This window comes from Pseudomonas sp. TWI929 (assembly GCF_039673335.1).
Taxonomy (GTDB): domain Bacteria; phylum Pseudomonadota; class Gammaproteobacteria; order Pseudomonadales; family Pseudomonadaceae; genus Aquipseudomonas.
Window position 1 is genome coordinate 82,355 of sequence record NZ_JBDJLK010000001.1, and the last position, 20,383, is coordinate 102,737.

Annotated in this window: 17 protein-coding genes and 1 pseudogene; 7 read left to right on the forward strand and 11 right to left on the reverse strand. The window is 60.1% G+C overall.

Annotated elements, in window-relative coordinates:
* Window positions 1–4: 4 nt before the first annotated feature.
* Together ABE456_RS00405 and ABE456_RS00410 are read right to left on the reverse strand one after the other, a co-directional pair.
* Window positions 5–928: a VOC family protein gene (locus tag ABE456_RS00405; protein ID WP_346642199.1), complete on the reverse strand. Its 924-nt coding sequence runs from the start codon at window positions 926–928 to the stop codon at window positions 5–7.
* Window positions 929–957: 29 nt separating this feature from the next.
* Window positions 958–2,532 carry an FAD-dependent monooxygenase gene (locus tag ABE456_RS00410; protein WP_346642200.1) on the reverse strand — a complete coding sequence of 525 codons (1,575 nt, stop codon included), beginning with the start codon at window positions 2,530–2,532 and terminating at the stop codon, window positions 958–960.
* A gap of 279 nt (window positions 2,533–2,811) precedes the next feature.
* Between ABE456_RS00410 and ABE456_RS00415 the strand changes: the two genes are divergently transcribed.
* Complete coding sequence (locus ABE456_RS00415; RefSeq protein ID WP_346642201.1) at window positions 2,812–3,468, forward strand: helix-turn-helix domain-containing protein; 657 nt, start codon at window positions 2,812–2,814, stop codon at window positions 3,466–3,468.
* A gap of 574 nt (window positions 3,469–4,042) precedes the next feature.
* On the opposite strand, the gene ABE456_RS00420 is transcribed toward ABE456_RS00415, so the two are convergent.
* The 5 genes from ABE456_RS00420 to ABE456_RS00440 all read right to left on the reverse strand — a co-directional run bounded on the left by ABE456_RS00420 (window position 4,043) and on the right by ABE456_RS00440 (window position 9,365).
* Window positions 4,043–5,230 (reverse strand): MFS transporter, encoded by a 1,188-nt coding sequence (locus ABE456_RS00420; protein WP_346642202.1) that lies wholly within the window; start codon window positions 5,228–5,230, stop codon window positions 4,043–4,045.
* Between the two features lie 267 nt (window positions 5,231–5,497).
* Window positions 5,498–6,388 carry an MBL fold metallo-hydrolase gene (locus tag ABE456_RS00425; RefSeq protein ID WP_346642203.1) on the reverse strand — a complete coding sequence of 297 codons (891 nt, stop codon included), beginning with the start codon at window positions 6,386–6,388 and terminating at the stop codon, window positions 5,498–5,500.
* A 109-nt stretch (window positions 6,389–6,497) separates the two neighbouring features.
* Window positions 6,498–7,958, reverse strand: coding sequence for an aldehyde dehydrogenase (locus ABE456_RS00430; RefSeq protein WP_346642204.1), 1,461 nt, complete (start codon window positions 7,956–7,958; stop codon window positions 6,498–6,500).
* Window positions 7,959–8,016: 58 nt separating this feature from the next.
* Window positions 8,017–9,072 carry a zinc-binding dehydrogenase gene (locus ABE456_RS00435; protein ID WP_346642205.1) on the reverse strand — a complete coding sequence of 352 codons (1,056 nt, stop codon included), beginning with the start codon at window positions 9,070–9,072 and terminating at the stop codon, window positions 8,017–8,019.
* The gene (locus tag ABE456_RS00440) at window positions 9,060–9,365 is read right to left on the reverse strand and encodes a hypothetical protein (RefSeq protein WP_346642206.1); all 306 of its coding nucleotides are present in this window, start codon (window positions 9,363–9,365) and stop codon (window positions 9,060–9,062) included. Before ABE456_RS00440 ends, ABE456_RS00435 begins: the two co-directional genes overlap by 13 nt.
* 169 nt (window positions 9,366–9,534) lie before the next feature.
* Between ABE456_RS00440 and dctP the strand changes: the two genes are divergently transcribed.
* The 6 genes and pseudogenes from dctP (at window position 9,535) to ABE456_RS00470 (ending at window position 15,737) form a co-directional block, all read left to right on the forward strand.
* Window positions 9,535–10,644 (forward strand): TRAP transporter substrate-binding protein DctP, encoded by a 1,110-nt coding sequence (gene dctP, locus ABE456_RS00445; RefSeq protein ID WP_346642207.1) that lies wholly within the window; start codon window positions 9,535–9,537, stop codon window positions 10,642–10,644.
* A gap of 26 nt (window positions 10,645–10,670) precedes the next feature.
* Entirely contained in the window at window positions 10,671–11,180 is a 510-nt protein-coding gene (locus tag ABE456_RS00450) for a TRAP transporter small permease (RefSeq protein ID WP_346642208.1), read from the forward strand.
* 1 nt (window position 11,181) lies between these two features.
* On the forward strand, window positions 11,182–12,465 hold the full coding sequence (locus ABE456_RS00455) for a TRAP transporter large permease (protein ID WP_346642209.1): 1,284 nt from the start codon (window positions 11,182–11,184) through the stop codon (window positions 12,463–12,465).
* Window positions 12,466–12,660: 195 nt separating this feature from the next.
* Window positions 12,661–13,461 carry an SDR family oxidoreductase gene (locus ABE456_RS00460; RefSeq protein WP_346642210.1) on the forward strand — a complete coding sequence of 267 codons (801 nt, stop codon included), beginning with the start codon at window positions 12,661–12,663 and terminating at the stop codon, window positions 13,459–13,461.
* Window positions 13,462–13,616: 155 nt separating this feature from the next.
* A pseudogene (locus ABE456_RS00465) lies at window positions 13,617–14,767 on the forward strand (CoA transferase).
* Between the two features lie 46 nt (window positions 14,768–14,813).
* A complete protein-coding gene (locus ABE456_RS00470; RefSeq protein WP_346642211.1) occupies window positions 14,814–15,737 on the forward strand; it encodes an alpha/beta hydrolase in 924 nt (307 codons plus the stop codon).
* Window positions 15,738–15,852: 115 nt separating this feature from the next.
* Here the strand turns inward: ABE456_RS00470 and ABE456_RS00475 are convergent, their stop codons facing one another.
* Genes ABE456_RS00475 through ABE456_RS00490 form a run of 4 tightly spaced genes read right to left on the reverse strand, consistent with a single transcriptional unit; the run spans window position 15,853 to window position 20,306 of the window.
* The gene (locus ABE456_RS00475; RefSeq protein WP_346642212.1) at window positions 15,853–17,262 is read right to left on the reverse strand and encodes an efflux transporter outer membrane subunit; all 1,410 of its coding nucleotides are present in this window, start codon (window positions 17,260–17,262) and stop codon (window positions 15,853–15,855) included.
* Complete coding sequence (locus ABE456_RS00480; protein ID WP_346642213.1) at window positions 17,259–18,134, reverse strand: efflux RND transporter periplasmic adaptor subunit; 876 nt, start codon at window positions 18,132–18,134, stop codon at window positions 17,259–17,261. The genes ABE456_RS00475 and ABE456_RS00480 overlap by 4 nt, the downstream gene beginning before the upstream one ends.
* Complete coding sequence (locus tag ABE456_RS00485; protein ID WP_209965915.1) at window positions 18,131–18,340, reverse strand: DUF1656 domain-containing protein; 210 nt, start codon at window positions 18,338–18,340, stop codon at window positions 18,131–18,133. Before ABE456_RS00485 ends, ABE456_RS00480 begins: the two co-directional genes overlap by 4 nt.
* Window positions 18,330–20,306 carry an FUSC family protein gene (locus tag ABE456_RS00490; RefSeq protein ID WP_346642214.1) on the reverse strand — a complete coding sequence of 659 codons (1,977 nt, stop codon included), beginning with the start codon at window positions 20,304–20,306 and terminating at the stop codon, window positions 18,330–18,332. The genes ABE456_RS00485 and ABE456_RS00490 overlap by 11 nt, the downstream gene beginning before the upstream one ends.
* Between the last annotated feature and the right edge of the window lie 77 nt (window positions 20,307–20,383).

Genomic DNA, 20,383 nt, shown 5'->3' on the forward strand with positions numbered 1-20,383 from the left:
CGCGTCAGGGTTTGAGGGGCGTGGCGGCGGCCAACAGCGCGGAAACGACTTCCGGTGACCGGTGGCCCCAGCTGTGCAGCCTGTCGAGGGTTTTCACCTCCCAGGTGGCGTCATCGACCCGCAGGCCGCCCCACCCGTATTCGAGGCTGAACCCCGAGGGCGTGAGCACGTAGAAACTGAGCATCTGGTCGTTTGGATGCTGGCCCAGGGTCATTTCGATAGGTTGACGGGCATCCAGGCAGCGATCGTATGCAGTACCGACATCGCAGTAGTCGCTGACCTCGACCATGATGTGGTGGATTTTCTTCGCAAGCGGTATCTCACCCATGGCCAAGCTGTGATGGCGCTCATTGCAACGCATGAAAATCAGGTCGGCAAAGATGCCGGGCGCCACCTCTTCGATGATGATGTCGCTGGTTTTGAAGCCCAGCAGGTGTTCGTAGAAGGCCAGATAGGTTTCGCGGGAAACACCGTGAGCCGCGAGCACTTCGTGTCCGGCGCCGCCGTCGCCGGTCACAAACCTGCCCTTGATACGGGTAGATACGAAGGGGGTGTCGGCATCAGCGAAGCCGGTGACCAACTCGACCCGGTTGCCCATCGGGTCTCGGGTGTGGAACAAGCGCTTTACCTTGCGGCGCTTCAACAGCGCCAGGTCGCCTTGCGTCACGTCGAATCCGGCGTCCCGCAGCTTCGCCACCAGTTGATCGAGCGCAGCGTCGCTTGCAACTTCGAATCCACTTGCCACCAAGTCTTCGGCAGTTCCAGCCTGAATCATCCAGCGATAGGCCTTGTGGTCCATTCGCAATGCGAGGCTGTCGTCATCACGCTCGGCGAGCTGCATGCCGAGCAACTCGGTAGCGAAATTTTCCCATGCGTCGAGGTCGCTGGCTTCGAAGACCACGTAGGCCAGTTCTTTGATATGCGCCATATTAAGGAGCCTTGAGAGTGTTGTTATGTTCAGGCGATCTCGGGCACAGCAAGGCCATGCGCATCGTCGGCGGCGACAAATTTGTCCGGGCGAACGGCAATCACTTTGGCGCCGTAACGGGCCATCCAGGGAAGAATGACGTGATCCAGATCCACCAACTCATGGGGAGCCTGGGTGTACTGGTCTTTCGAGCGGATCGGAATGTAGCGAGCACCCAAGGCATCCCAACCGCGCTTTTCATCGGCGCTCAGTACGCTGAGGGGGTCCACATCCGCGCCGAGCAGCACAAAACCTGGAGGAATCAGGCAGTCCGCTCGGGCAACTCGACCAACATTGTCGCCAATGATCGGCTGCGGCAGCATACGACCAATAATGCTGGTGCTGCTGCGCTCCCCGCGGAGCCAGCCCGCCTCCAACACTGGTGGGGCGACCAGTGGCGACTCATGAAGCGCGACTTGGCCTTCGGGCACCCGGTTGATGGCTTCAATTTCTTCCGGCGAGGCTTCCTGTTTGATGACTCGACCCAGGGCGACGGCCAGGTTGGTAAAGAACGTCACATTGGGGCGGCGCTCGGTTTCATAGGTATCCAGCCATGTTTCGGGCAGATCGCCTTTGATGACGGCGGCCATCTTCCAGCCGAGGTCATGCCCATCGCGCATGCCGCTTTGCATGCCAGCACCCGCCCACGGCGGCATCAAATGGGCAGCATCGCCGGCCAGAAAAACCCGGTCACGGCGCCATGTTTCAGCCATCCGAACATGGTGCTTGTAGAAGGCGTGCTGATGGATCTCCACATCCGCCTCTGAAACATTCAATGCCTGCAGCAAGGGCCACACTTCTTTCGAGGTGGGGTAATCGGCGGGAGTTTCACCCGCGCGAAGCGGGATCTCCCAGCGGTGATTACCAGCCGACAGGGCGATGTCCACTACGGGGCGGTCCCGGTCTGACCAGAACGTGAGAAAGTCCCGGTCCGGCCACCAGCGTTTCACGCGGCAGTCAATCACCACCCAGGTCACATCATTGGTATCCCCATCAAGCGGGATATCCAGCAGGCCGCGGCAAACACTGGAACCGCCATCAGCGGCAATGGCGTAGCGGGCGCGAGTGGTCTTTTCCTCACCGGTCTCGACATGACGGCTAGTAATGGTGACGCCATTGTCGTCTTGGTCGATGCCAACCACCTCGAAGCCAAAGTTGACCTGCAATTGCTGCCCGTATTCATCAGCACAGCGGCGCAGCTCTGCTTCCATGACGGGCTGATAGATGTTGTAAAAGCGAGGCTTGGTGTTTCGGGTTCCCAAGGTGCTGGGCGGATGCATGATCCGCATGATTTCGTCACCGGCATACGTTTGCCAGCGCAAGCCTCGCTGGGCTTCGATGACGCTTTCGATGCGATCGTCGATCCCCAACCCTTGGAAAATACGCATGGTCCAGTCGTTTACCGTTACCGCCCGGGCGCGAGGGTAGATCGATTGCTCGCGTTCAAAAGCAACTACGTTCACACCATGCTTGGCAAGTGTGAGGGCACTGACAATACCGGTGGGACCGTAGCCGATGATGGCTACATCGGTGTCGTACCGGGTGGAAGAGTCTTGTTGACGCATGTCATCACTCCGTCGGCGGTTCTACTTTATTTTTGTACCGATCGTTCGGTATTTAAATACTAGGCATGGATTTCCAGGAAATGCAATACCCAAAACACTGGCGTGGCAGATGCGAAATGGCAGCTGCCTTATGGCGCGCGGAAAGGTAAAATCCGGAATGATCACGACAAATTCCCGACGAGATCGGAAAGGCTTCTGTCGATGGAGGGGCTGACGATTAGGCCCGGTCTTTAACATTTTTTGGCGATACGCTATCGCCAAGTGGAGGCATGTCGACCAATGAGGTCAGAAAAGATCGTTCGGACGAACAACCGCCGAGGACAACGCTCACGCGAGGAAATCCTGGATGTCGCCTCTCGACTCATGGCGCAACAGGGGTATGCAGCTACTTCCCTTTCGGCACTAAGTAGTGAGACAGGGCTTCCAAAGAGCGCTATCTACCATCACTTCGAATCCAAGGCCCGACTGCTTTCCGCCGTCATGCTGCACAATGCCGAGCGGTTCTTCGGCGCGCTGGCCGAGGCTTATGCTCACCCGCCAAGCAGCGGCACAACGCATGAACGACTGAGCTGGCATCTGAAGCGCACAGGTGAAGTTTTCATGGCTCACCCGGACTTCCTTCGCCTGCATCTGATTTTGATCATGAGCGCCGAAGCGAAAGAGGCCGAAGTCGATACGCTGATTACCCAGGTGCGTTTGGAGGGCCGCTCGCACATGCACAGGATGATTTCCTCATCCTTCGCCGCTTACGGCCAAGAGGTCGCTCAGGTCATAGCCGACAAGCTTACGTACTTTGCCATAGCAGGTTTCGATGGCGCCTTCGTGGCGATGCAGGCAGATCCGCAGCGTCATCTTGCAGCGCAAATGCCGCAGCTTGCGCAAGCCATGGTTGTATTAGGCGAGATCTATGCCGCCCAACTTCGTGAAGATACCTGAACTTCTTCCCTCTTGGTTCACTGTAAAAGGCCCGCGAGCTGGCTCGACACAAATGGCTGATGCTCGCGATTGCTACGAGAAGGTTCACGGGGGGATGGTGAACACGTGGCACATCTCTCGTAGAGCACTGCGGATTCTAGTCATCGAACGTGAAGGCAGCGCTTAGGTCTCGCATGACCGCTTCCAACCCAGGCTGGGGGAGCAACGACCTGGCTCAAATTTCATAGGCTGCCGCGAAACCCGCTCCTATCAAGATCATTGCTGACATTACTGGCGGCTATGAGCATTCGCGAACGATCTAGGGCAATCTACGGAACCTAGGATTTGAGTCGACTGAACCAGTCGAGGAGTGCGTGGTGGTTAATCGTCTGCGGGTCTTCACTGAAAGTCAGTGACCACCTGGTATGGGGCACTCTCCCTACGGGAAACATTGGAAACATGCCAGGGTAATTTCGACAAAGCCCCACGTCGTCTCGGCATCACCGGATACATATCACGGAAACAGCGACGATCCACGCATACAGCCATAACCACCTGATCACCTGAAGAGAATTTCTAATCCTAATTCGAGACATCATTCAGGACCGCGAACGCTTACCGCTGCACAACCCATCATGATCAGCGAAAATGCCAATACCATCGGGGCAATACCGAAAGTATGAACCAGTGCTCCCAGTACCAACGGAAAAACGGTCTGCAGGCAGTTGTTGACGGTCATGGACAATCCTACCGACTCATTGACCCGTTCTGCCGGTGCTGCGTCATAAATCATTGCCAAGGAGACAGGCACACCAACGCCCAATGGCATCCCGAGAAGTAGGCTCAGAACGCTCAGGGTGATGACTTGATGGGCGAACGGTATCACTGCGTAAATGGCAGCGCCGATGATCATTGCCACCACCAACGTCGGTCGTGGTCTGGCATACCGGGTCAAGACGGGTGTGAAAAACCTGGAGATGAATGCGCCGCCGGCAAAAGCGCCGAGCAACCAGCCCGCCTCGATGGGAGCGATGCCATTGGCAACGGCATGCAGTGATATCACGAATGGGAAAATGGTCTGCGCAGCGAAGAAGAGGCTGCTCACCAGTATCCAGACCATCAATCCAGGCACACGTAACAGCGGATAGATGCCCTGACGGGCCAACTTCGCTACCGGCCCACGACGCTCGTGCCTGAAATGATGCAGACGAACACTGATCGCGAGAATGGACAGTACGGAGAACCCTCCCAGCAATGTGATTGCAGCGTTTGAACCATGATGCTGGTACATCGCCCCCGCCATTACCGGAGCCACGAGTTGAAACAGCGAATAGCTGAGGATCAGGTACCCCAGGTAACGCGGGCGCTGTGCCTCATTCGCGATTGAGCCGACAGCCCGGGTGGCAGCCATGTGGGTAAACACCGCGCCCGCCCCCACGAGCCCCGCGACGATCACAAGCGCGTACCTACTCGGAAAGACCCAGAACGTCGCCGTTGCGCCAACGATGAGCAGCGCGGCGCTCATGATCGGCATCAAGGTCCCCGCGCGGTCCAGCCAGCGCCCGAATGACACGCTAAGGACCATGGGAACAGCGGTGAACGCCGCGGCAATGACGCCCACGAGCGTAGCGCTTGCCCCCAACGAGAGCGCGATCAAGGGTACTACCAGGCGCGCAGAGCCCAGGGCAGAAATATTCAGCCCCGCGATCGCCAAGGTACCCATGAAATTCACCCTGTCACGGATACTCATCCGTTCGGGTCGATACTCCTGGATCTGTCCCATAAGACTTCGCTCCACTCCAATCCTGTCGAACCAGGCAGCAGCACACGCACGGGTACGAGGGCGGCATCTCGCCTCCACCCAGCCCCGTCAGGTATGGAAAAACACCACATGATGCTTGGCTATTGTTGTTGGATGGTTAGCGATTGCAGCGCGCGATCCAATTGGCATTGTATGAAGTGCCGCTTCTCAAGCAATGAATCGACCTTAACCTCTCGCAAGACCGCGTCCTTCCCCGCGAAGCGCGCAGCGCAGGACGTAAGGACCGGTTCATTTCGAAACGACAGGTTTGAAGATGTAGCCGCCTTCTTCAGTTGAGCAAATTTGACCGAACGAAGGTGTGCTGAAGTGAATCCCCACAAGCAATGTCGGCGTATCAGCGCACGCCGAGAGCAGCGCCTCCCTTGTCATCGTGGACTGACGCTGGTCATGATCACTCACGGTTGCCCACTGCGGCCTTGCGACTTGGCACGGGTGGTGAAACGCATCACCCGCAATGATGATGTCGCCACAGCCGCTATCGATCATGACGGCGATATGCGACTGGGTGTGCCCGGGGGTCGCCAGGATGGAGATGCCGTCACCCAGCTCACACGGTGCCTCGACGAGGTTCACCAGCCCAGCCTCGACCACCGGGTGGATGGACTCGCCAAACGAGACAGAATGCATGTCTTGCGGGCTCTGCTGAGCAGCCTCTAGCCAATACTCATACTCACCCCGGGCAAAATGGTACTTGGCATTAGGGAAAGTAGGCAGCCACCGGCCCTCGTGTAGATAGGTGTTCCAACCCACATGGTCGATATGCAGGTGGGTACACAAGACATCGGTCACTTGGCCACGATCGATACCGGCGTTCTCCAGCGCTTCGAGAAAACCGGTATCCATATGCTCCCATTCAGCGACCTCCGTGACGGTCTTGTCATTGCCGATGCAGGTATCCACGACCAGCGTGCGCCCATTCAACCTGACGATGAAACATTGAGAGAGCGCATTCAATGAAAAGTCAGCATTACGATAGGGAGGCTTCAACCATTCGATAGCCCGAATATTGTCAGGCGTCGTATCAGGTAGGAGCCAAGCCAGTTGCGGGCCTATTTCCAACTCGATGACCTGGAAGATTTCAGCAGCACCCATCTGCGTACGCACTACCTCTAGTGCCATGCCACATCCCCTTCAATGGGTCATTTCCAATGTTCAATGTTAGCGCCATGCAATGGCAATACACGCACACGCCTCACGCTCGAGCGTCAGGCGTGCGGCGATGAAGGGGTCATGCCAGGACGATGGTTTTCGACTCCATGAAGGCCAGCAAGCCCTCTACCCCACCCTCGCGACCAATCCCAGACTGCTTGAACCCACCAAAGCCGATCGAAAAGTCAGTGCGTGGCCCATTGTGCCCCACAGTACCGGAGCGAAGCTGCCGTGCCACGTGCAACGCCTTTTCACGGTCATTGGTAAAGACGGCGGCATTAAGTCCGAACGGTGTGTCGTTCGCCATGCGTATGGCATCCGCCTCACTGTCGGCGGGAATGACACACAGCACCGGCCCGAAAATCTCTTCCTGGGCAATGGCGGAGCGATTATCGACGTTGGCAAAGACCGTAGGCTCGTAGAAGAACCCTTTTTTCGGGTTTTCAGGGCGCTTCCCTCCTGTCACCAGCGTAGCCCCCTCGGCAACACCTTTTGCCACATAACGTTCCACTGTTTCCCGCTGACGCGCGCTGGCGAGCGGGCCGGAGGTCGTATCGTCGGCAAACGGGTCGCCGACGACAATCTTGCGCGCGATGTTAGCCAGCGCCTCGACCATCTGGTCGTGCTTGGCCCGTGGAACGATGACCCTGGTCAGGCTATGGCAGATCTGGCCGGTGTTATAGCCAAAGTAGGAGTTGCCCAAAGTGGCGGCGGCCGTTTCGATGTCATAGTCGTCAAGCACCACGGCCGGCGACTTGCCGCCCAGCTCCAGCGTTACGCGGGCGACGCGATCCCCGGCGATGGAGGCGATCCTGCGGCCTGCTCCGGTCGACCCGGTGAAGGTGATCTTGTCCACCCCCGGATGGCGAACCAACTCCTCGGACACATCCCTGTCCGCCGTCACGACGTTGATGACGCCTGGAGGCAGCCCGATCTCCTCGCAGATCTGCGCAAGCAGGTACGCCGAACATGGCGCTTCCGGCGGTGATTTGATGACCATCGTGCACCCGGCTAGCAGCGCCGGCGCGGTCTTGTAGGCCATCAACCCCGCAGGACCATTCCAAGGAATGATCTGCCCCACTACACCGACCGGTTCGTAAACGCGATAAGCCGGGTTTCCGGTCACCGACTGATGCGCCTCGCTGAAGGCAAAGCTCGACGCCATCGCCGCGTATTGCCGAAACGCGCCACTGATGAACAGGCCGATACGCGGTTGAGCGACCTTGTAGACAATGCCTGTTTCGATAGACCAGATGCGCGCGAACTCGTCATTCAACGCCTCGAGGCGCTCGGCAATTTTCTCTAGATAGACGGCACGCTCCTGTGGGCTCAGGCGCGGCCAGGGTCCCTCGTCGAAGGCTTCGCGCGCCGCGTTGATCGCCCGCTGCATATCCTCGGAAGAGGCTTTGGCCACAGTGGCGACGACCTCCTCGGTCGAGCAATCAAGCACATCGAAGGTTTCAGAGGTGGCAGGCACTACCCACTGCCCACCGATGAATAGCCGATCGGGGTGTTTCAGGGAAATGGTTCTTTTGGTCATGATGATCTCCATTGGGCACCAATGCGCCACTGAACGGGTTGGCCAGAACACAGGGCGGTCAGAAGACGATCACGCCCTTGCCGCCTGCCTGCTGGTTGAAATCGGCATAGGCCTCGCCGGCTTGCTCAAGGGACCACTCGCTGGAAAACAGCTTGTCTACCTCGACACCATGGGCCGCGATGAAGCGCGCACAGTCGCTCATGCCAACCTCCGAAACCGTGAATGAGCCCACCAGGGTTCGCTGCTTGCCAATCAGGTCCTTCATGACATCGAGACTCAGGTTGCCGCCCACCGACACCAGGGCAATCCGCCCCCAGATGCTGGTGCTGCGCACGGCTTGGCCACGGGGTATCTCACCACCGGCACACTCCATGGCGCAGGAGGCGCCTTTGCCAGCCGTGAGCCTGTGGATCTGCTCGACCGGGTCAACTCGGCTGGCATCGATGGCATGCGCGACACCAAACGCCTTCGCGTTCTGCACGCGTTCGGCGTTGATATCGACGCCGATCACCTCTACGCCCATGGCAGCCGCCAACTGCGCGGCGGAAAGCCCGACGGGCCCCAAGCCATAGATCGCCAGCGTGTCGCGCGCGGTGACGCCAAGGCGCAGCAAAGCGCCATAGGCCGTACCCGTGCCACAAGCGATGGCGGCACCGCCCTTGAACGAAATGTCTTGAGGCAGATGGATCAGCGAGGACACCGGGACCTTCATGTAGGTGGCATGCCCGCCGTGGTTGAGTACGCCATAGATGTCGGCGCCGTGATCGCACAGCTGGGTCCAGCCGCTGCGGCAATGCTCGCAGTGGCTGCACCCCTTGTAATGAAAGACGATGACCCGATCGCCGGGCTTGAAGGCCCATGCGTCGACACCGGCACCCACCGCAGCGATTACCCCACAGGGTTCATGCCCACCGATGATGTCGTCGCCGCGCATGCGCTCCTTCAGGCCGAGCATACCGAGAGCCTCGTGCATGCCGTGCCGGTAGTAATGCAGGTCGGTACCGCACATGCCGGACGCCTTCATCTCGATGATGGCCTCACCCGGCCCTGGGGTGGGGTCCGGGAAGTCCTTGACCTGGACTTCACACTGCCCCTTGAAAATCATGCCTCGCATTCAACGCCCTCAGCATCTGCTTGATTGTTGTTGGTGGTCAGGTGCTGTCGTTGCGTTCGAATATCCCCCTGTGCGCTTGCCAGGGAACGAAACACGCCGCGCATATGGCCAGCACCGGGACAGGCAATATCCCTCTGGCTTGAGGCTAAGAGCATCTCGGGCGTGGGGCAAACGCGATAAATCGAAGCGTCGATTCGTTCAGGGCGAAGCAGTTTCAGGGTTCGCCGGGAGCGAATCGGGGCTTGCGAATTCTTCAGCCGAAACAGCAGGCGCAATTGGTTGCTCTGCTTCATCGTTATCCCACTATCGCACCCGTGCACAACCACTGCCCGGGAGACATTGCGTACACGGTGATTCAACGAAGAGGAGTGACCCCGTGACCTGACAGGCCCGATCAACCCGACGACACCCAAACAGGAATAGAAACAACAACAAGATCATTCCAGTTTCAGAGGTACAGCCATGTTGTTCCGTTCGAAGACACAGTCAAAAACCCGTGCGCCTGCGCGGCCACCCGCCACCCAGACACGCCCGCTCCAGCGCCCTTCGGTACTTCAATGCGCGACGGTACTGACCCTTGCCGGTTTGTGCAGCGCGTTCCCCGCCGTGGCAGAGGACCAGATCAACCTGAAGTTCACTCACCGTTTCTCATCGAAACACTATGCCTGGACACACGGCGGTGGCGTATTCACCCAGGCGGTAGAGAAAGCCTCAAGCGGCAGGGTGACATTCGAAACCTACCCCGCCGCGCAATTGGGAAAAGACTATTTCAGCCTGCTCCGCTCAGGGCTGGCGGATATAGCCGTTTTCATTCCCGCGTATGAGTCGGACAAACTTCCAATGTCCACGGTTGCTGAACTGCCGAACATGTACAGCAACATATGCCAGGGCGTACGCACACTGGCGACCCTGGTCAGTGACAAAGGCACCATCGGCAAATCCGAGTACAACCGCCACGGGCTTCACGTGCTGTTCGTGACCCTGATGCCGCCCTATACCTTCATGACCTCGAAGCAACCGACCGCCAGCCTGGAGGCGATGGAGGGGTTGAAGATCCGCGGCGCCGGGGCGGCCATGACCAAGACGGTACAGGCCCTGGACGCGGTCCCCGTGCAGATCTCCGCATCGGAGGTCTACGAGGCGCTATCGCGCGGCACCATCGACGGCGCGGTCTACCCCTACAACGCGCTGACGCCCTACGCCCTCGAAGACCAGCTCAAGTACTCCGTCGACGGTGTAAGCCTGGGTGGAACGGCCGTGGTGTATGCCATCAGCAACAAAAAGTGGAACGCGCTGCCCGCGGATGTGAAAACCATCATGAACCAAGCGGCGCAGTCCACCCAGGCCTCGATGTGCCAATGGCTGGACGAGGAAAACGTCAGGATCAAGAACCAGATCGTCAGGGACAACGGCCATATCGTGACGCAGTTGCCCGCCGAGGACCTGGCCAAGCTGACGCTTGCCATGCAGCAGGTCAAGGAAAGCTGGGCGCAGGTCATGGATGCGGCCCATCACGACGGCAGTGCACTGCTTAAGGAGTACCACCAGCTGTCCGTGGCTTCAGAACACTAACCTGCCGCCTACCTGAGAGCCCTCCCATGAAAACGATAATTCAAGTATTCGAGAAGTCCAGCACGCTACTCGCGGGTCTCTGCCTGCTGATCACCATGTTGGTCATCAGCGCTGACGCGGTTGCCCGCTACATGTTCCATTCGCCCATTCCCTGGACGATGGACGTCATCAGCTATTACCTGATGGTGGTCATTTCCTACCTGGCGATATCCGATACGTTCCGGCATGGCGACCATATCCAGTTGGACCTGTTCCTTGCCCGCATGGGCCCGCGCACCAAGCTGATTGCAGATACCGTGTGCTCGCTAATGGCGACCTGTGTGTTCGTGGTGATTGCCATTGGCAGCACCCTCAGCATGATCGAGTCGTTTCAGGCAGACGAGTTTCTCACGGGGTACGTCAATTGGCCGGTCTGGCTGAGCTATTTGCCCATCAGTGCCGGCAGTGCCCTGCTGTCTTTGCGCCTGATCCATCACTGCTCGCTGCTATTGAGCAGTGGCCAGGATGCGTCTCTCGAACAACCCGAGGAAGCCTGAGATGATTGCTGCTGCTTTTTTCATTGCCCTGTTGCTGCTGATCGCCCTGGGTTCCCCCATCGGCTTTGCCATGGCGATCGTGGGCGGGCTTGGGCTTCTATGGGCCGGTGGTACGGATGCGCTGGTCATCATGCTCGGCTCGATGCCACGCGAATCGGCAGTGGTCTACGAGTTCGTGACCATCCCCATGTTTCTGCTGATGGCAGAGTTTGTACTCCGCTCGGGCGTGACCGACGACCTGTTCAAGGTCGGTGCGGCCTGGTTCGGTCGTATTCCCGGCGGGCTCGGTATTGCAACGGCCTTTTCCGGAGCAGGATTCGGGGCGATCTGCGGCTCTTCTTCCGCGGCTGCAGCGACCCTGTCGGCCACGTCCCTGCCGGCGATGCTCAAGCACGGCTATGAGCCGCGCCTGGCTGGTGGCTGTGTGGCAATTTCAGGGACCCTGGCGATGCTGATCCCCCCCAGCATCGCGATGGTGGTCTATGGCCTGATTGCCGACGTGAACATCGGTAGACTGCTGATGGCAGGGGTAGTGCCCGGAATCCTGGTGACCCTGACGATCGTCATCACGGTCTATACCCTGGTCAAGCTCGACCCTTCGCGCGCCCCGTTGTCGGAGCCAGTCGCCCTGACTGAGAAACTGCGCCTGCTCAAAAGCGTCCTGCCGGTGCTGCTTCTGTTTGCCGCGATCACTGGGGTCATCTACACCGGCATCGCAACGCCCACCGAAGCCTCCGCGCTTGGCGCATTGCTCGCGGGCGTGCTGTATGTCGCCCGCGGTCGCGCTTCCCTGCCCGATCTGCAAGGGCTGCTCGCACGGGCGGCGCGCACGTCTTGCATGTTCGCCATCATCATCTTGGGCGCAAAACTGTTCGCCATGGTGTTCGCACTGACCCACGTCACCCAGGACCTGATTGCCTGGGTGGGGGCGCTGGACGTGTCGCCCTGGACCATCATGCTCGGGCTGGTGCTCCTGTACCTGGTGCTGGGCTTTTTCATGGACCAGATGGCCATCCTCGTGCTCACCGTGCCCATCGTCGCGCCATTGGTGTCCTCGCTGGGCTTCGATCTGGTCTGGTTCGGCATCATCATGATCGTCGTCGCTGAGATCGGCATGGTTACCCCGCCGGTGGGCCTGAACTGCTTCATCGTGTCCAAGTATTCGAAGACACCGGTATCGCAGATCTTCAGAGGATCGTTCCCCTATGTGGTCACCCAGTTGGGCGCTATCGCGATCCTACTGGCCTTCCCTCAACTGACGCTCTGGCTGCCGCAGAACATGTAAGTGCTCCGGTGCGACGAAGTCTTTCGCCGCACCGGTTTCACCCAAGGTGCAACTTCAATACGACCGAATCAGGGCTTCGTAAAGCACAAGTTGGATCGGGCCGTGTCGGCGCCTACCCTTGGGTTTGATATTCATCAAACCTGCGCGGTGCGCGGCACCGCCAGTTTCGACCATGCAGTCAGGGGCTTTGGAGCAATGAACAATCTCGAAGGTAAAGTCGCCATCGTTACCGGTGGCACGGGTGGTATTGGCAAGGGTGTGGCATTGCAACTTGCCGCCCGTGGTGCCCGCGTAGTCATCAATGGCCGGGACGAAAAGAAGGCCCAGGCCGTGATCGAGCAAATCCGCGCCCTGGGTGGCGAAGGCTGCTTCGTTGCAGGCGACGTGCGCTCGAAAAGCGACATGCAGGCCGTGGCTGCTGAAGCGGCACGCCGTTTCGGGGGAATTGACATCGTGGTGCCCAACGCCGGAGGCAACGACGATGAGGCCCGGCAACCACAAGTGCGCGGCCCTTTTGCCGACATCGACCTGGAGCGGGTGACTCAATTCGTGGCGCAAGCCGTGGCAGCGAAGCTGCTGGTGGTGCAAGCCGCAGTGCCTTACATGCGCCAGCGCGGTGGCGGCAGTGTGGTATTCGTCACCTCCGAAGGCGGCAGGTCGCCCACCCCTGGCCAGACCGCCATCTCCACGTTCTCCGGCGGCTTGATCATGGCAAGCAAGGTGCTGTCCAAAGAGCTCGCCAGGGACAGGATCCGGGTCAACTGCGTTTGCGTCACCGTGGTGCGTGACACCCCGTCATGGGACGCCGTCCTGGGCCAGGACAGCGGTGCTTCCGAACAGCATCGCAAGCAGTACGAAAAGATCGTGGCCAGCAGCCCATTCGGCGTCGCCGCGCCCGGTGACATCGGGGGCGTCGTGGCCTTCCTGGCCTCCGAGGATGCCGCCTACCTCACAGGTGCCACGGTCAGCCCCACCGGAGGCCTGACCATTCATTGAGCCATCTGGCTCACCCGGCAGCAGACTGACAATTACAAGAACAGGAGCAATGCGGTATGTCGAATCAATGTGCCACTAATCCACCCCCGACCGATCACTCCACGCTGGTCGGGCCTTTGACCGGTGTGCGGGTACTGGACCTCACCTCGAATTTCATGGGGCCGTATGCCTCCCTGCTACTGGGGGACATGGGCGCGGACATCTGCAAGATCGAGGCGCCTGAAGGCGATACCACCCGCAACGTCGGCCCCAGCCGCAACAAGGGCATGGCGGCAATCTTCCTGCACCTGAACCGCAACAAGCGCAGCCTGGTGCTGAACCTCAAAACGCCCAGCGGCCTTGCTGCGATCAAACGCATGATCGCCACGGCGGATGTCCTGCTCTTCAGCCTGCGCCCAATGCGATGGCGCGGCTCGGGCTCTCCTACGAGCAGGTCCAGGCCATCAACCCGCGGATCATCTACTGCGGCGCATTCGGTTTTGGACAGCGCGGCCCCTACGCCGAGCGTCCGGCCTATGACAACCTGATCCAGGCCGCCGTTGGCGTGCCGATGGTACAAAGCCGCAAGACCGATGGCCCACCCAGCTATGTGGGCACGGCAATCGCGGATCGCATCGTCGGGATGGCCACCAGCAATGCCATCCTGGCGGCCCTGCACTACAGAGGGCAAACGGGCCAAGGCCAGTCGGTGTCGGTACCCATGTTCGAAACCTTCGCCCACTTCGTGATGGGCGACCACATGTATGGTCACACATTCGTGCCTGCGCTCGGCGACTGGGGCTATGCACGCATGACCAGTTCTGAACGGCGCCCCTTCCCCACATTGGATGGTTACCTGAGCGTGGAGATCTATACTGATCGCCACTGGCAACGGCTGTTCGAAGCCGTGGGCCGCCCGGAAATGGCCGAGGATGCGCGGTATCGTGACGTCCACAGCCGGGCGCTGCATATGAGTGAGCTGTACGAATTCCTTTCGCACACCTTCGAGACCCGAACCAGTGCCGAGTGGGTGAAGCTGCTCATCGAAGCGGATATCTGCGTGATGCAGATGAACACCCCTGAGTCACTGCTCGACGATGAGCACATGAAGGCCGTGAACTTCTTCGAAGAGCAGGACCACCCAAGCGAAGGTCGCATTCGCACCATTGGCCTGGCTCACGAATGGAGTGCCACCCCCGGCGCGCTCCGTTTTCCCGCACCGCGCCTGGGCGAACACACCGCCGAGCTGCTGCACGAATATGGCTTCGCCCAGGACGAAGTAGCAGCCGTATTGGAATCTGGCGGGGCACTGGCAGCTGCCGACTGAAGGCTCAAGCCGTATTCACTGATCACATGCTACGAGGTGCACGTTCATGGAAACTGTCCAAATTCCCAACCTGTACTGGAACATTTCCGCCGACCTGCACTTCCCGCCTGGCTTCGATGCCCAGAAGAAGTACCCCGCCATCATCAGTGCCCACCCCATCGGCAGTTGCAAGGAGCAGACGTCCGGCAACGTCTATGGCACAGCGCTCGCCAAGGAAGGATTCGTAGTCATCGCCTTCGACGCCAGCTTTCAGGGCGCCAGCGGCGGTGAGCCGCGCTTCATCGAAGACCCTAGCCACCGTGTCGAGGATTTCCGGGTGGTAGCCGACTACCTGACAACCCTGCCCTATGTAGACGAGCAACGCATTGGCGTACTCGGCCTCTGTGGCGGTGGCGGTTATTCGATCAATGCGGCGATGACCGAGCGGCGCATCAAGGCCGTGGCCACTGTCACCGGTGTGAACTATGGCCGCCTGATGCGCGAAGGGTTCAGTGGCTTTAACCCCGTCGCCCTGCTCGAATCCATCGCCCAACAGCGTACCGCAGAAGCCCGTGGCGCCGAGCGCCGGGTGGATGACCTGCTGCCGCCTTCTCCAGAAGACGCCAAACGCGTGGGCGCGACTGAAATCGACGTATTCGAAGCCACGGAGTACTACCGCACCCCACGCGGGCAGAAACCCAATGGTCTGAACCGCTCACTGCTCTCGCATCAGGGCAACGCCGTGGGTTGGGATGCTTTCCACCTTGCCGAAGTGTTGCTGACCCAGCCGTTGATGGTGGTGGTGGGTGACAAGGTCGGTGCATTCGGTGCCTACCGCGACGGCTGCGAGATCATCGGTCGTGCGGCTTCGAAGACCAAGGAACTGGTGGTGGTCGCAGGCTGGTCGCACTACGACCTTTATGACAAGCCAGAGCCGGTGAGCCAGGCCCTGGCCAGGCTGGTGCCGTTCTTTAGAGAGAACCTGTCCTGAGGCGATCGGGAAGGCACGTGCCTGGCTGAGCACGGCCCCAAGAGGCAGACCAGCGTAAAGAGAGACGGCCCCACTGGGTGCCGTCTCTCTTTACGCTAACAAATCCCCGCCAAAGTCAGGGCATTGCAGCGCGCCATCCCCCTCCCAGGGCTCGGAACAAATCCACTTGATCAAGCGCTACCTGTACATCGGATGCCGCCAGCTCTGCCTCGGCTGTCGCCAGCGTGCGATTGGCATCGAGACTGGAAAGGTACGGCGATTGCCCCGCCCGGTACAGACGGTCTTCGTCCACGGCCGCGCCTTTGGCATGGTCGCGCGCATCCCGCAGGTCAGCGTTGCGTACCAGCGCCCTTGAGTAATTGGTCAACGCTGTTTCGGTTTCACGCAATGCACCAAGCACTACACCGTCAAAATTCGCCAGCGCCGCCTCGCTGTCAGCTTCAGCAGCCTTGACGCGGGCACGAGCGCCGCTGTCCGGTATCGTCCAGCTCAGCAGCGGGCCGAAAGCGAAATGCGATGCCGACTGTTCGGCAAGCTCGCCAAATCGCCCCGCCAGCCCCGCCGATGCTCCCAGTCGGATGTCCGGGTACAAGTCTGCCATGGCTACGCCGATACGTGCGGTAGCGGCAGCCAGCTGGCGCTCGGCCTGGCGAACATCCGGGCGCCGGCGAAGCAGCGCGCCACCATCCCCCATGGGAATAGGCTGGGCCAGACGTGGCTCCCGCGAGCAGGCTGGCCGTTCATTGGAAAATTGCGCAGAGGTCTTGCCCAGCAGCGCAGCGAGTCGGTACGCAGCCCCATCCCGGGCGGCCTCGAACGGTGGCAGGTTGGCCCGCAGGCTGGCCAGCTGGGTGCGCGCCCGGTCTACATCGCTCTTGCTACCACTGCCCACCGCCACCAAGCGTTCGACCACATCCACGCTACGCGCCTGCAGCGCCAATTGCTGCTGTGCCACGGCCAGCTGATGCGTCGCCGAGCAGCCCTGTACATAGGCCCTCAGGGTCTGCGCCACAACTGCATTGCGCGCAAGTTCCAGCGCCGCCAGGGCACTGTCACTGTCGGCGCGGGCAGCCTGCTCGGCACGCGCCAGCTTGCCAAACAGGTCCAGGTCATAATTGATCGTCAAACCCATACCCGCGTCGTTCACCACGCCTGGGCGCACGCCAAGCGGTGACGATTCAAGGGCATCCTGGTGGCGACGTGCATCGGCTTCGATGCTGGCGTGTGGATGGCTGTCAGCAGTCACCGAGGCTTCCACCGCCAAGGCTTTGCGCAAGTGGGCAGTGGCCACCCGAAGGTCAGTATTGGCCGCCAATGCCTCGCGCACCAGTTGCTCGACTTCGGGATCATCGTAAAGCCGCCAGTGCTCAGGCACCGCTTGATCCCTTGCTCCAGGCGCCTGGAATGGCCCATTGGCTGCCTCCGTGCGCGCCAAAGCAATATCGGGCACCCTGTAATCTGGCCCCACAAGACTACAACCGGCCAAGGCCACACCGGCGATAACGGCAAGAATCTCAGGCTTCATCGTACCAGCTCCTGACGCACAGACACGGTAGCGGTGCGCCCGGCCACCATGCGCAGATCGCCAGGCACGTCGTCCAGCGCCACCCGCACCGGTACGCGCTGGGCCAAACGCACCCAGTTGAACACCGGGTTGACATTAGGCAAGAGCGCCTCGCCCGAACTGCGGTCACGGTCATCGATACCCGCTGCCACGCTCTGTACCTGGCCGTGCAGCAGACGGTTGCTGCCCATCAGGCGTATTTCCACTGGCTGGCCAATATGCAAACGCTCCAGCTTGGTTTCTTCGAAGTAGCCAACCACATGCAGCGAATGTTCATCGACAATCGAAAGCACTGGGCGCCCGGCGGTGATGTAGTCACCGCTACGCGGAACTTGGTCATTCACATAACCATCCACCGGGCTTCGCACTTCGGTGCGGGCCAGGTCCACCTGCGCCAGGGTCAACGCCGCTTCGGCTGCGGCCAGCGCGGCCTGGGCTTGCTCGACCCGGGTATCGCCTTCTTCCAGTTGCTGACGCGCCACCAGGTCGGATACCACATGGTTGCGTCGCGCCTGCCGTTGCGCCTGGCCCAGGTTCGCGCGCGCCTGCATCAGGTTTGCCTGAGCCTGCCTCACAACGGCCTGGTAGCGGCTGCGATCGATCGTAAACAGCAACTGCCCGCGCTTGATCAATTGGTTGTCTTCGACCGCTACCTGGGTGATCAGACCGGAAACGTCCGGCGCCACCTGCACCACCTCGGCTCGCACGCGACCGTCTCGTGTCCAGGGTGAGTTGCTGTAGTAGTCCCATAAATGGACCGCCACCGGGATGGCAATGGCCGCCAGCAGCAACGACGGGATGAAGGGAAGCAGGTTATGCAGCTTGCGGGTCATACGGGCCAATCCGATACCAGGAAAGTGGCAAGGCCTAGAACGAGCACGTACAAGGCCAGGTTGAAGAGAAAGGGATGCCACAGTCGTCGATACAGCCCCGACCGGGCCAAAGCCACTCGCAACAATGTACTCACGACATAGGCAATCGCCAGCATGGGCAACAGGCTGGGCAGATAGACACCGTACAGGTCGACTTCACCCAACATGGACGAGCACTCCAGATAAATCCGGTGCAGGTGCATCGGGGTAGCAAATGAGGCGCAGCTCCACCAGGGCGCTGCTGGCGTCCTGCTCAGCAAATGCGGTGCCCGCCAGCAACTGGCCCAAGGCCCGATCGATGAGCGGCAGCAGGCGACTGTCGGGGAGGCTCAGTCCCCCATTCTCGGCGCAGATCAGGAAGAACCGCCCAAGGCCGTCGAGCAGTTCCTCGACGGCACTGCGAGCGGTGTCATCGATCAAGAGCAGTTGCCTGCGCAGGTGCAGTAAGGCCAAACCCAGGCGCACTTCGGCCATACCATCGATGCCCGGTTGACGAGGCCAGGTCAGTTCCTGGCGATCATGAAGGCGCGCGGTGAGGCGTGGGTAGTCGTCGCCACCACACAGTGCTAGTTGGGCCAGCGACCTGAAGGTGGACTGGCGCAGCCGTGCCAAGGTTATTTCACGACCGAAGGGCCGAATCAGCATCGTCCACAATAATGCCACCAAGGCACCACCGATACTGGCCAGGCACCCCTCCAGGAACCCAGCGAAATCAGCCTGATATGCGCCATGTAGTCCGAGCGTGCTGCCGGTAAAGACAATCATCAACATCGCTTCGGTGCTGAACTGTGGACGTAGAATCAGTACCCCGAATGCCAGGCACGGCAGCATGAGACATGCCACCAGTGCCTCGAACGTCTCTACCTGAGGCAACACCACGAACAACAGCAGACCACCCAGCACACTGCTGGCCAGGTTAACGCCGAGAAAACGCAACATTCTCGGTGCAGGTTCGTCTAGCGCGCAGAACAGCGCACAAGCGACGATGCCCAACACCATGGCATTGGCCCCTGCCGTCCAGCCAGAGATCAGCCAGAGCAGGCCACAAAGGACAATGCCCAGGGCTACCGAGCTCGCATAGAACAGCACCAGGCCATGGTCCAGGTGATGGGCGTTCCCTGCCAAACGGTCATGGGGATACAGCAAGGGGCTACGATCCAGACTCATATCGATCAGGCGCTTGCGCAACTGCTGGCAATCATCGTTGAGTGCACGGAAGTGGGCCAGGCGTCGGCGTATGACCCACGCCAGGATCCCAGGCCAGTTCTGCCGTGGAGGGGCGTCGGAAAACTCAACGACAGCGTCTGCCGTTGCCGCGCCGCTCAGTTGATCAACCACCTGGCTGAGCTGCACCTGCAATAGCGGATCGAGGCTGCCCTCTCGCTGCAGCGCCTGGCGCATCGCCGACAGCGATGACAGCAGTGGCAGTAAGCGACGCATCCGCGAGCGCAGTTGCAACATCAGCGGCACAGCGTACCGGTGAGAGGTATCGAAACCCAGGTGGGTAGTCAACTTCTCCAGCGTCGAGAGTTCCACGACCAACTGATGGCGGCTGCCCGAGCCCGCCTGCCCTGTCATCAGTTCTTGAGCCCATATGGCCACATGGTCGAACCACTGCGCAAGACGCTTGCGGATCACCGGGCTGGCTCGCTGCACCAAGGCAACGCCAGCAACCAGGTTGGCGCAAAAGATACCAATCAGGATTTCTTCGGTTCTGGCCAGCGCGATGTCGAACACCAACTGGGGTGCATGCACTGAAGGAAAGACAATCAGCGGCAAGGTATAAGCCGGTAGGCGAAACAGGTACGTGCGAGGGCTACGATCGAGCATCGAAAAGAACAGAAACATCCCCGACCATAGCGCTACAGCGAGGATCAAAAACACCGGTTGAGAGCTTAGAGGCGGGACAAGTAGCAGGGCTCCAGCTGCACCGGTCAAGGTCCCGCCGATACGGTAGAGCGTCTTCGAGCGCATCGCGCCGAGCAGCGGTTGCGAGACAATATAGACCGTACCCATGGCCCAGATAGGATTGGCCAACGACAGGTCGAGCGCAATGTACAAAGCCAGCATCGAGGCAATGAACGTACGCAGGGAAAACCATAGATCTTCTCGGCTCGGCAAGCGAAGCATCATGGTTCTCGACTACCCGCGTGTCCGGCCAGGGCTGGGGATATCGTCGGCATCAAAGAAACGCCGGTGCCATAGGTTCG

Excerpts from the sequence above, each read along its gene's own strand:
- ABE456_RS00405 (WP_346642199.1), bottom strand. The coding sequence starts at position 928 with ATGGCGCATATCAAAGAACTGGCCTACGTGGTCTTCGAAGCCAGCGAC.
- ABE456_RS00410 (WP_346642200.1), bottom strand. The coding sequence starts at position 2,532 with ATGCGTCAACAAGACTCTTCCACCCGGTACGACACCGATGTAGCCATC.
- ABE456_RS00415 (WP_346642201.1), top strand. The coding sequence starts at position 2,812 with ATGAGGTCAGAAAAGATCGTTCGGACGAACAACCGCCGAGGACAACGC.
- ABE456_RS00420 (WP_346642202.1), bottom strand. The coding sequence starts at position 5,230 with ATGGGACAGATCCAGGAGTATCGACCCGAACGGATGAGTATCCGTGAC.
- ABE456_RS00425 (WP_346642203.1), bottom strand. The coding sequence starts at position 6,388 with ATGGCACTAGAGGTAGTGCGTACGCAGATGGGTGCTGCTGAAATCTTC.
- ABE456_RS00430 (WP_346642204.1), bottom strand. The coding sequence starts at position 7,958 with ATGACCAAAAGAACCATTTCCCTGAAACACCCCGATCGGCTATTCATC.
- ABE456_RS00435 (WP_346642205.1), bottom strand. The coding sequence starts at position 9,072 with ATGCGAGGCATGATTTTCAAGGGGCAGTGTGAAGTCCAGGTCAAGGAC.
- ABE456_RS00440 (WP_346642206.1), bottom strand. The coding sequence starts at position 9,365 with ATGAAGCAGAGCAACCAATTGCGCCTGCTGTTTCGGCTGAAGAATTCG.
- dctP (WP_346642207.1), top strand. The coding sequence starts at position 9,535 with ATGTTGTTCCGTTCGAAGACACAGTCAAAAACCCGTGCGCCTGCGCGG.
- ABE456_RS00450 (WP_346642208.1), top strand. The coding sequence starts at position 10,671 with ATGAAAACGATAATTCAAGTATTCGAGAAGTCCAGCACGCTACTCGCG.
- ABE456_RS00455 (WP_346642209.1), top strand. The coding sequence starts at position 11,182 with ATGATTGCTGCTGCTTTTTTCATTGCCCTGTTGCTGCTGATCGCCCTG.
- ABE456_RS00460 (WP_346642210.1), top strand. The coding sequence starts at position 12,661 with ATGAACAATCTCGAAGGTAAAGTCGCCATCGTTACCGGTGGCACGGGT.
- ABE456_RS00470 (WP_346642211.1), top strand. The coding sequence starts at position 14,814 with ATGGAAACTGTCCAAATTCCCAACCTGTACTGGAACATTTCCGCCGAC.
- ABE456_RS00475 (WP_346642212.1), bottom strand. The coding sequence starts at position 17,262 with ATGAAGCCTGAGATTCTTGCCGTTATCGCCGGTGTGGCCTTGGCCGGT.
- ABE456_RS00480 (WP_346642213.1), bottom strand. The coding sequence starts at position 18,134 with ATGACCCGCAAGCTGCATAACCTGCTTCCCTTCATCCCGTCGTTGCTG.
- ABE456_RS00485 (WP_209965915.1), bottom strand. The coding sequence starts at position 18,340 with ATGTTGGGTGAAGTCGACCTGTACGGTGTCTATCTGCCCAGCCTGTTG.
- ABE456_RS00490 (WP_346642214.1), bottom strand. The coding sequence starts at position 20,306 with ATGATGCTTCGCTTGCCGAGCCGAGAAGATCTATGGTTTTCCCTGCGT.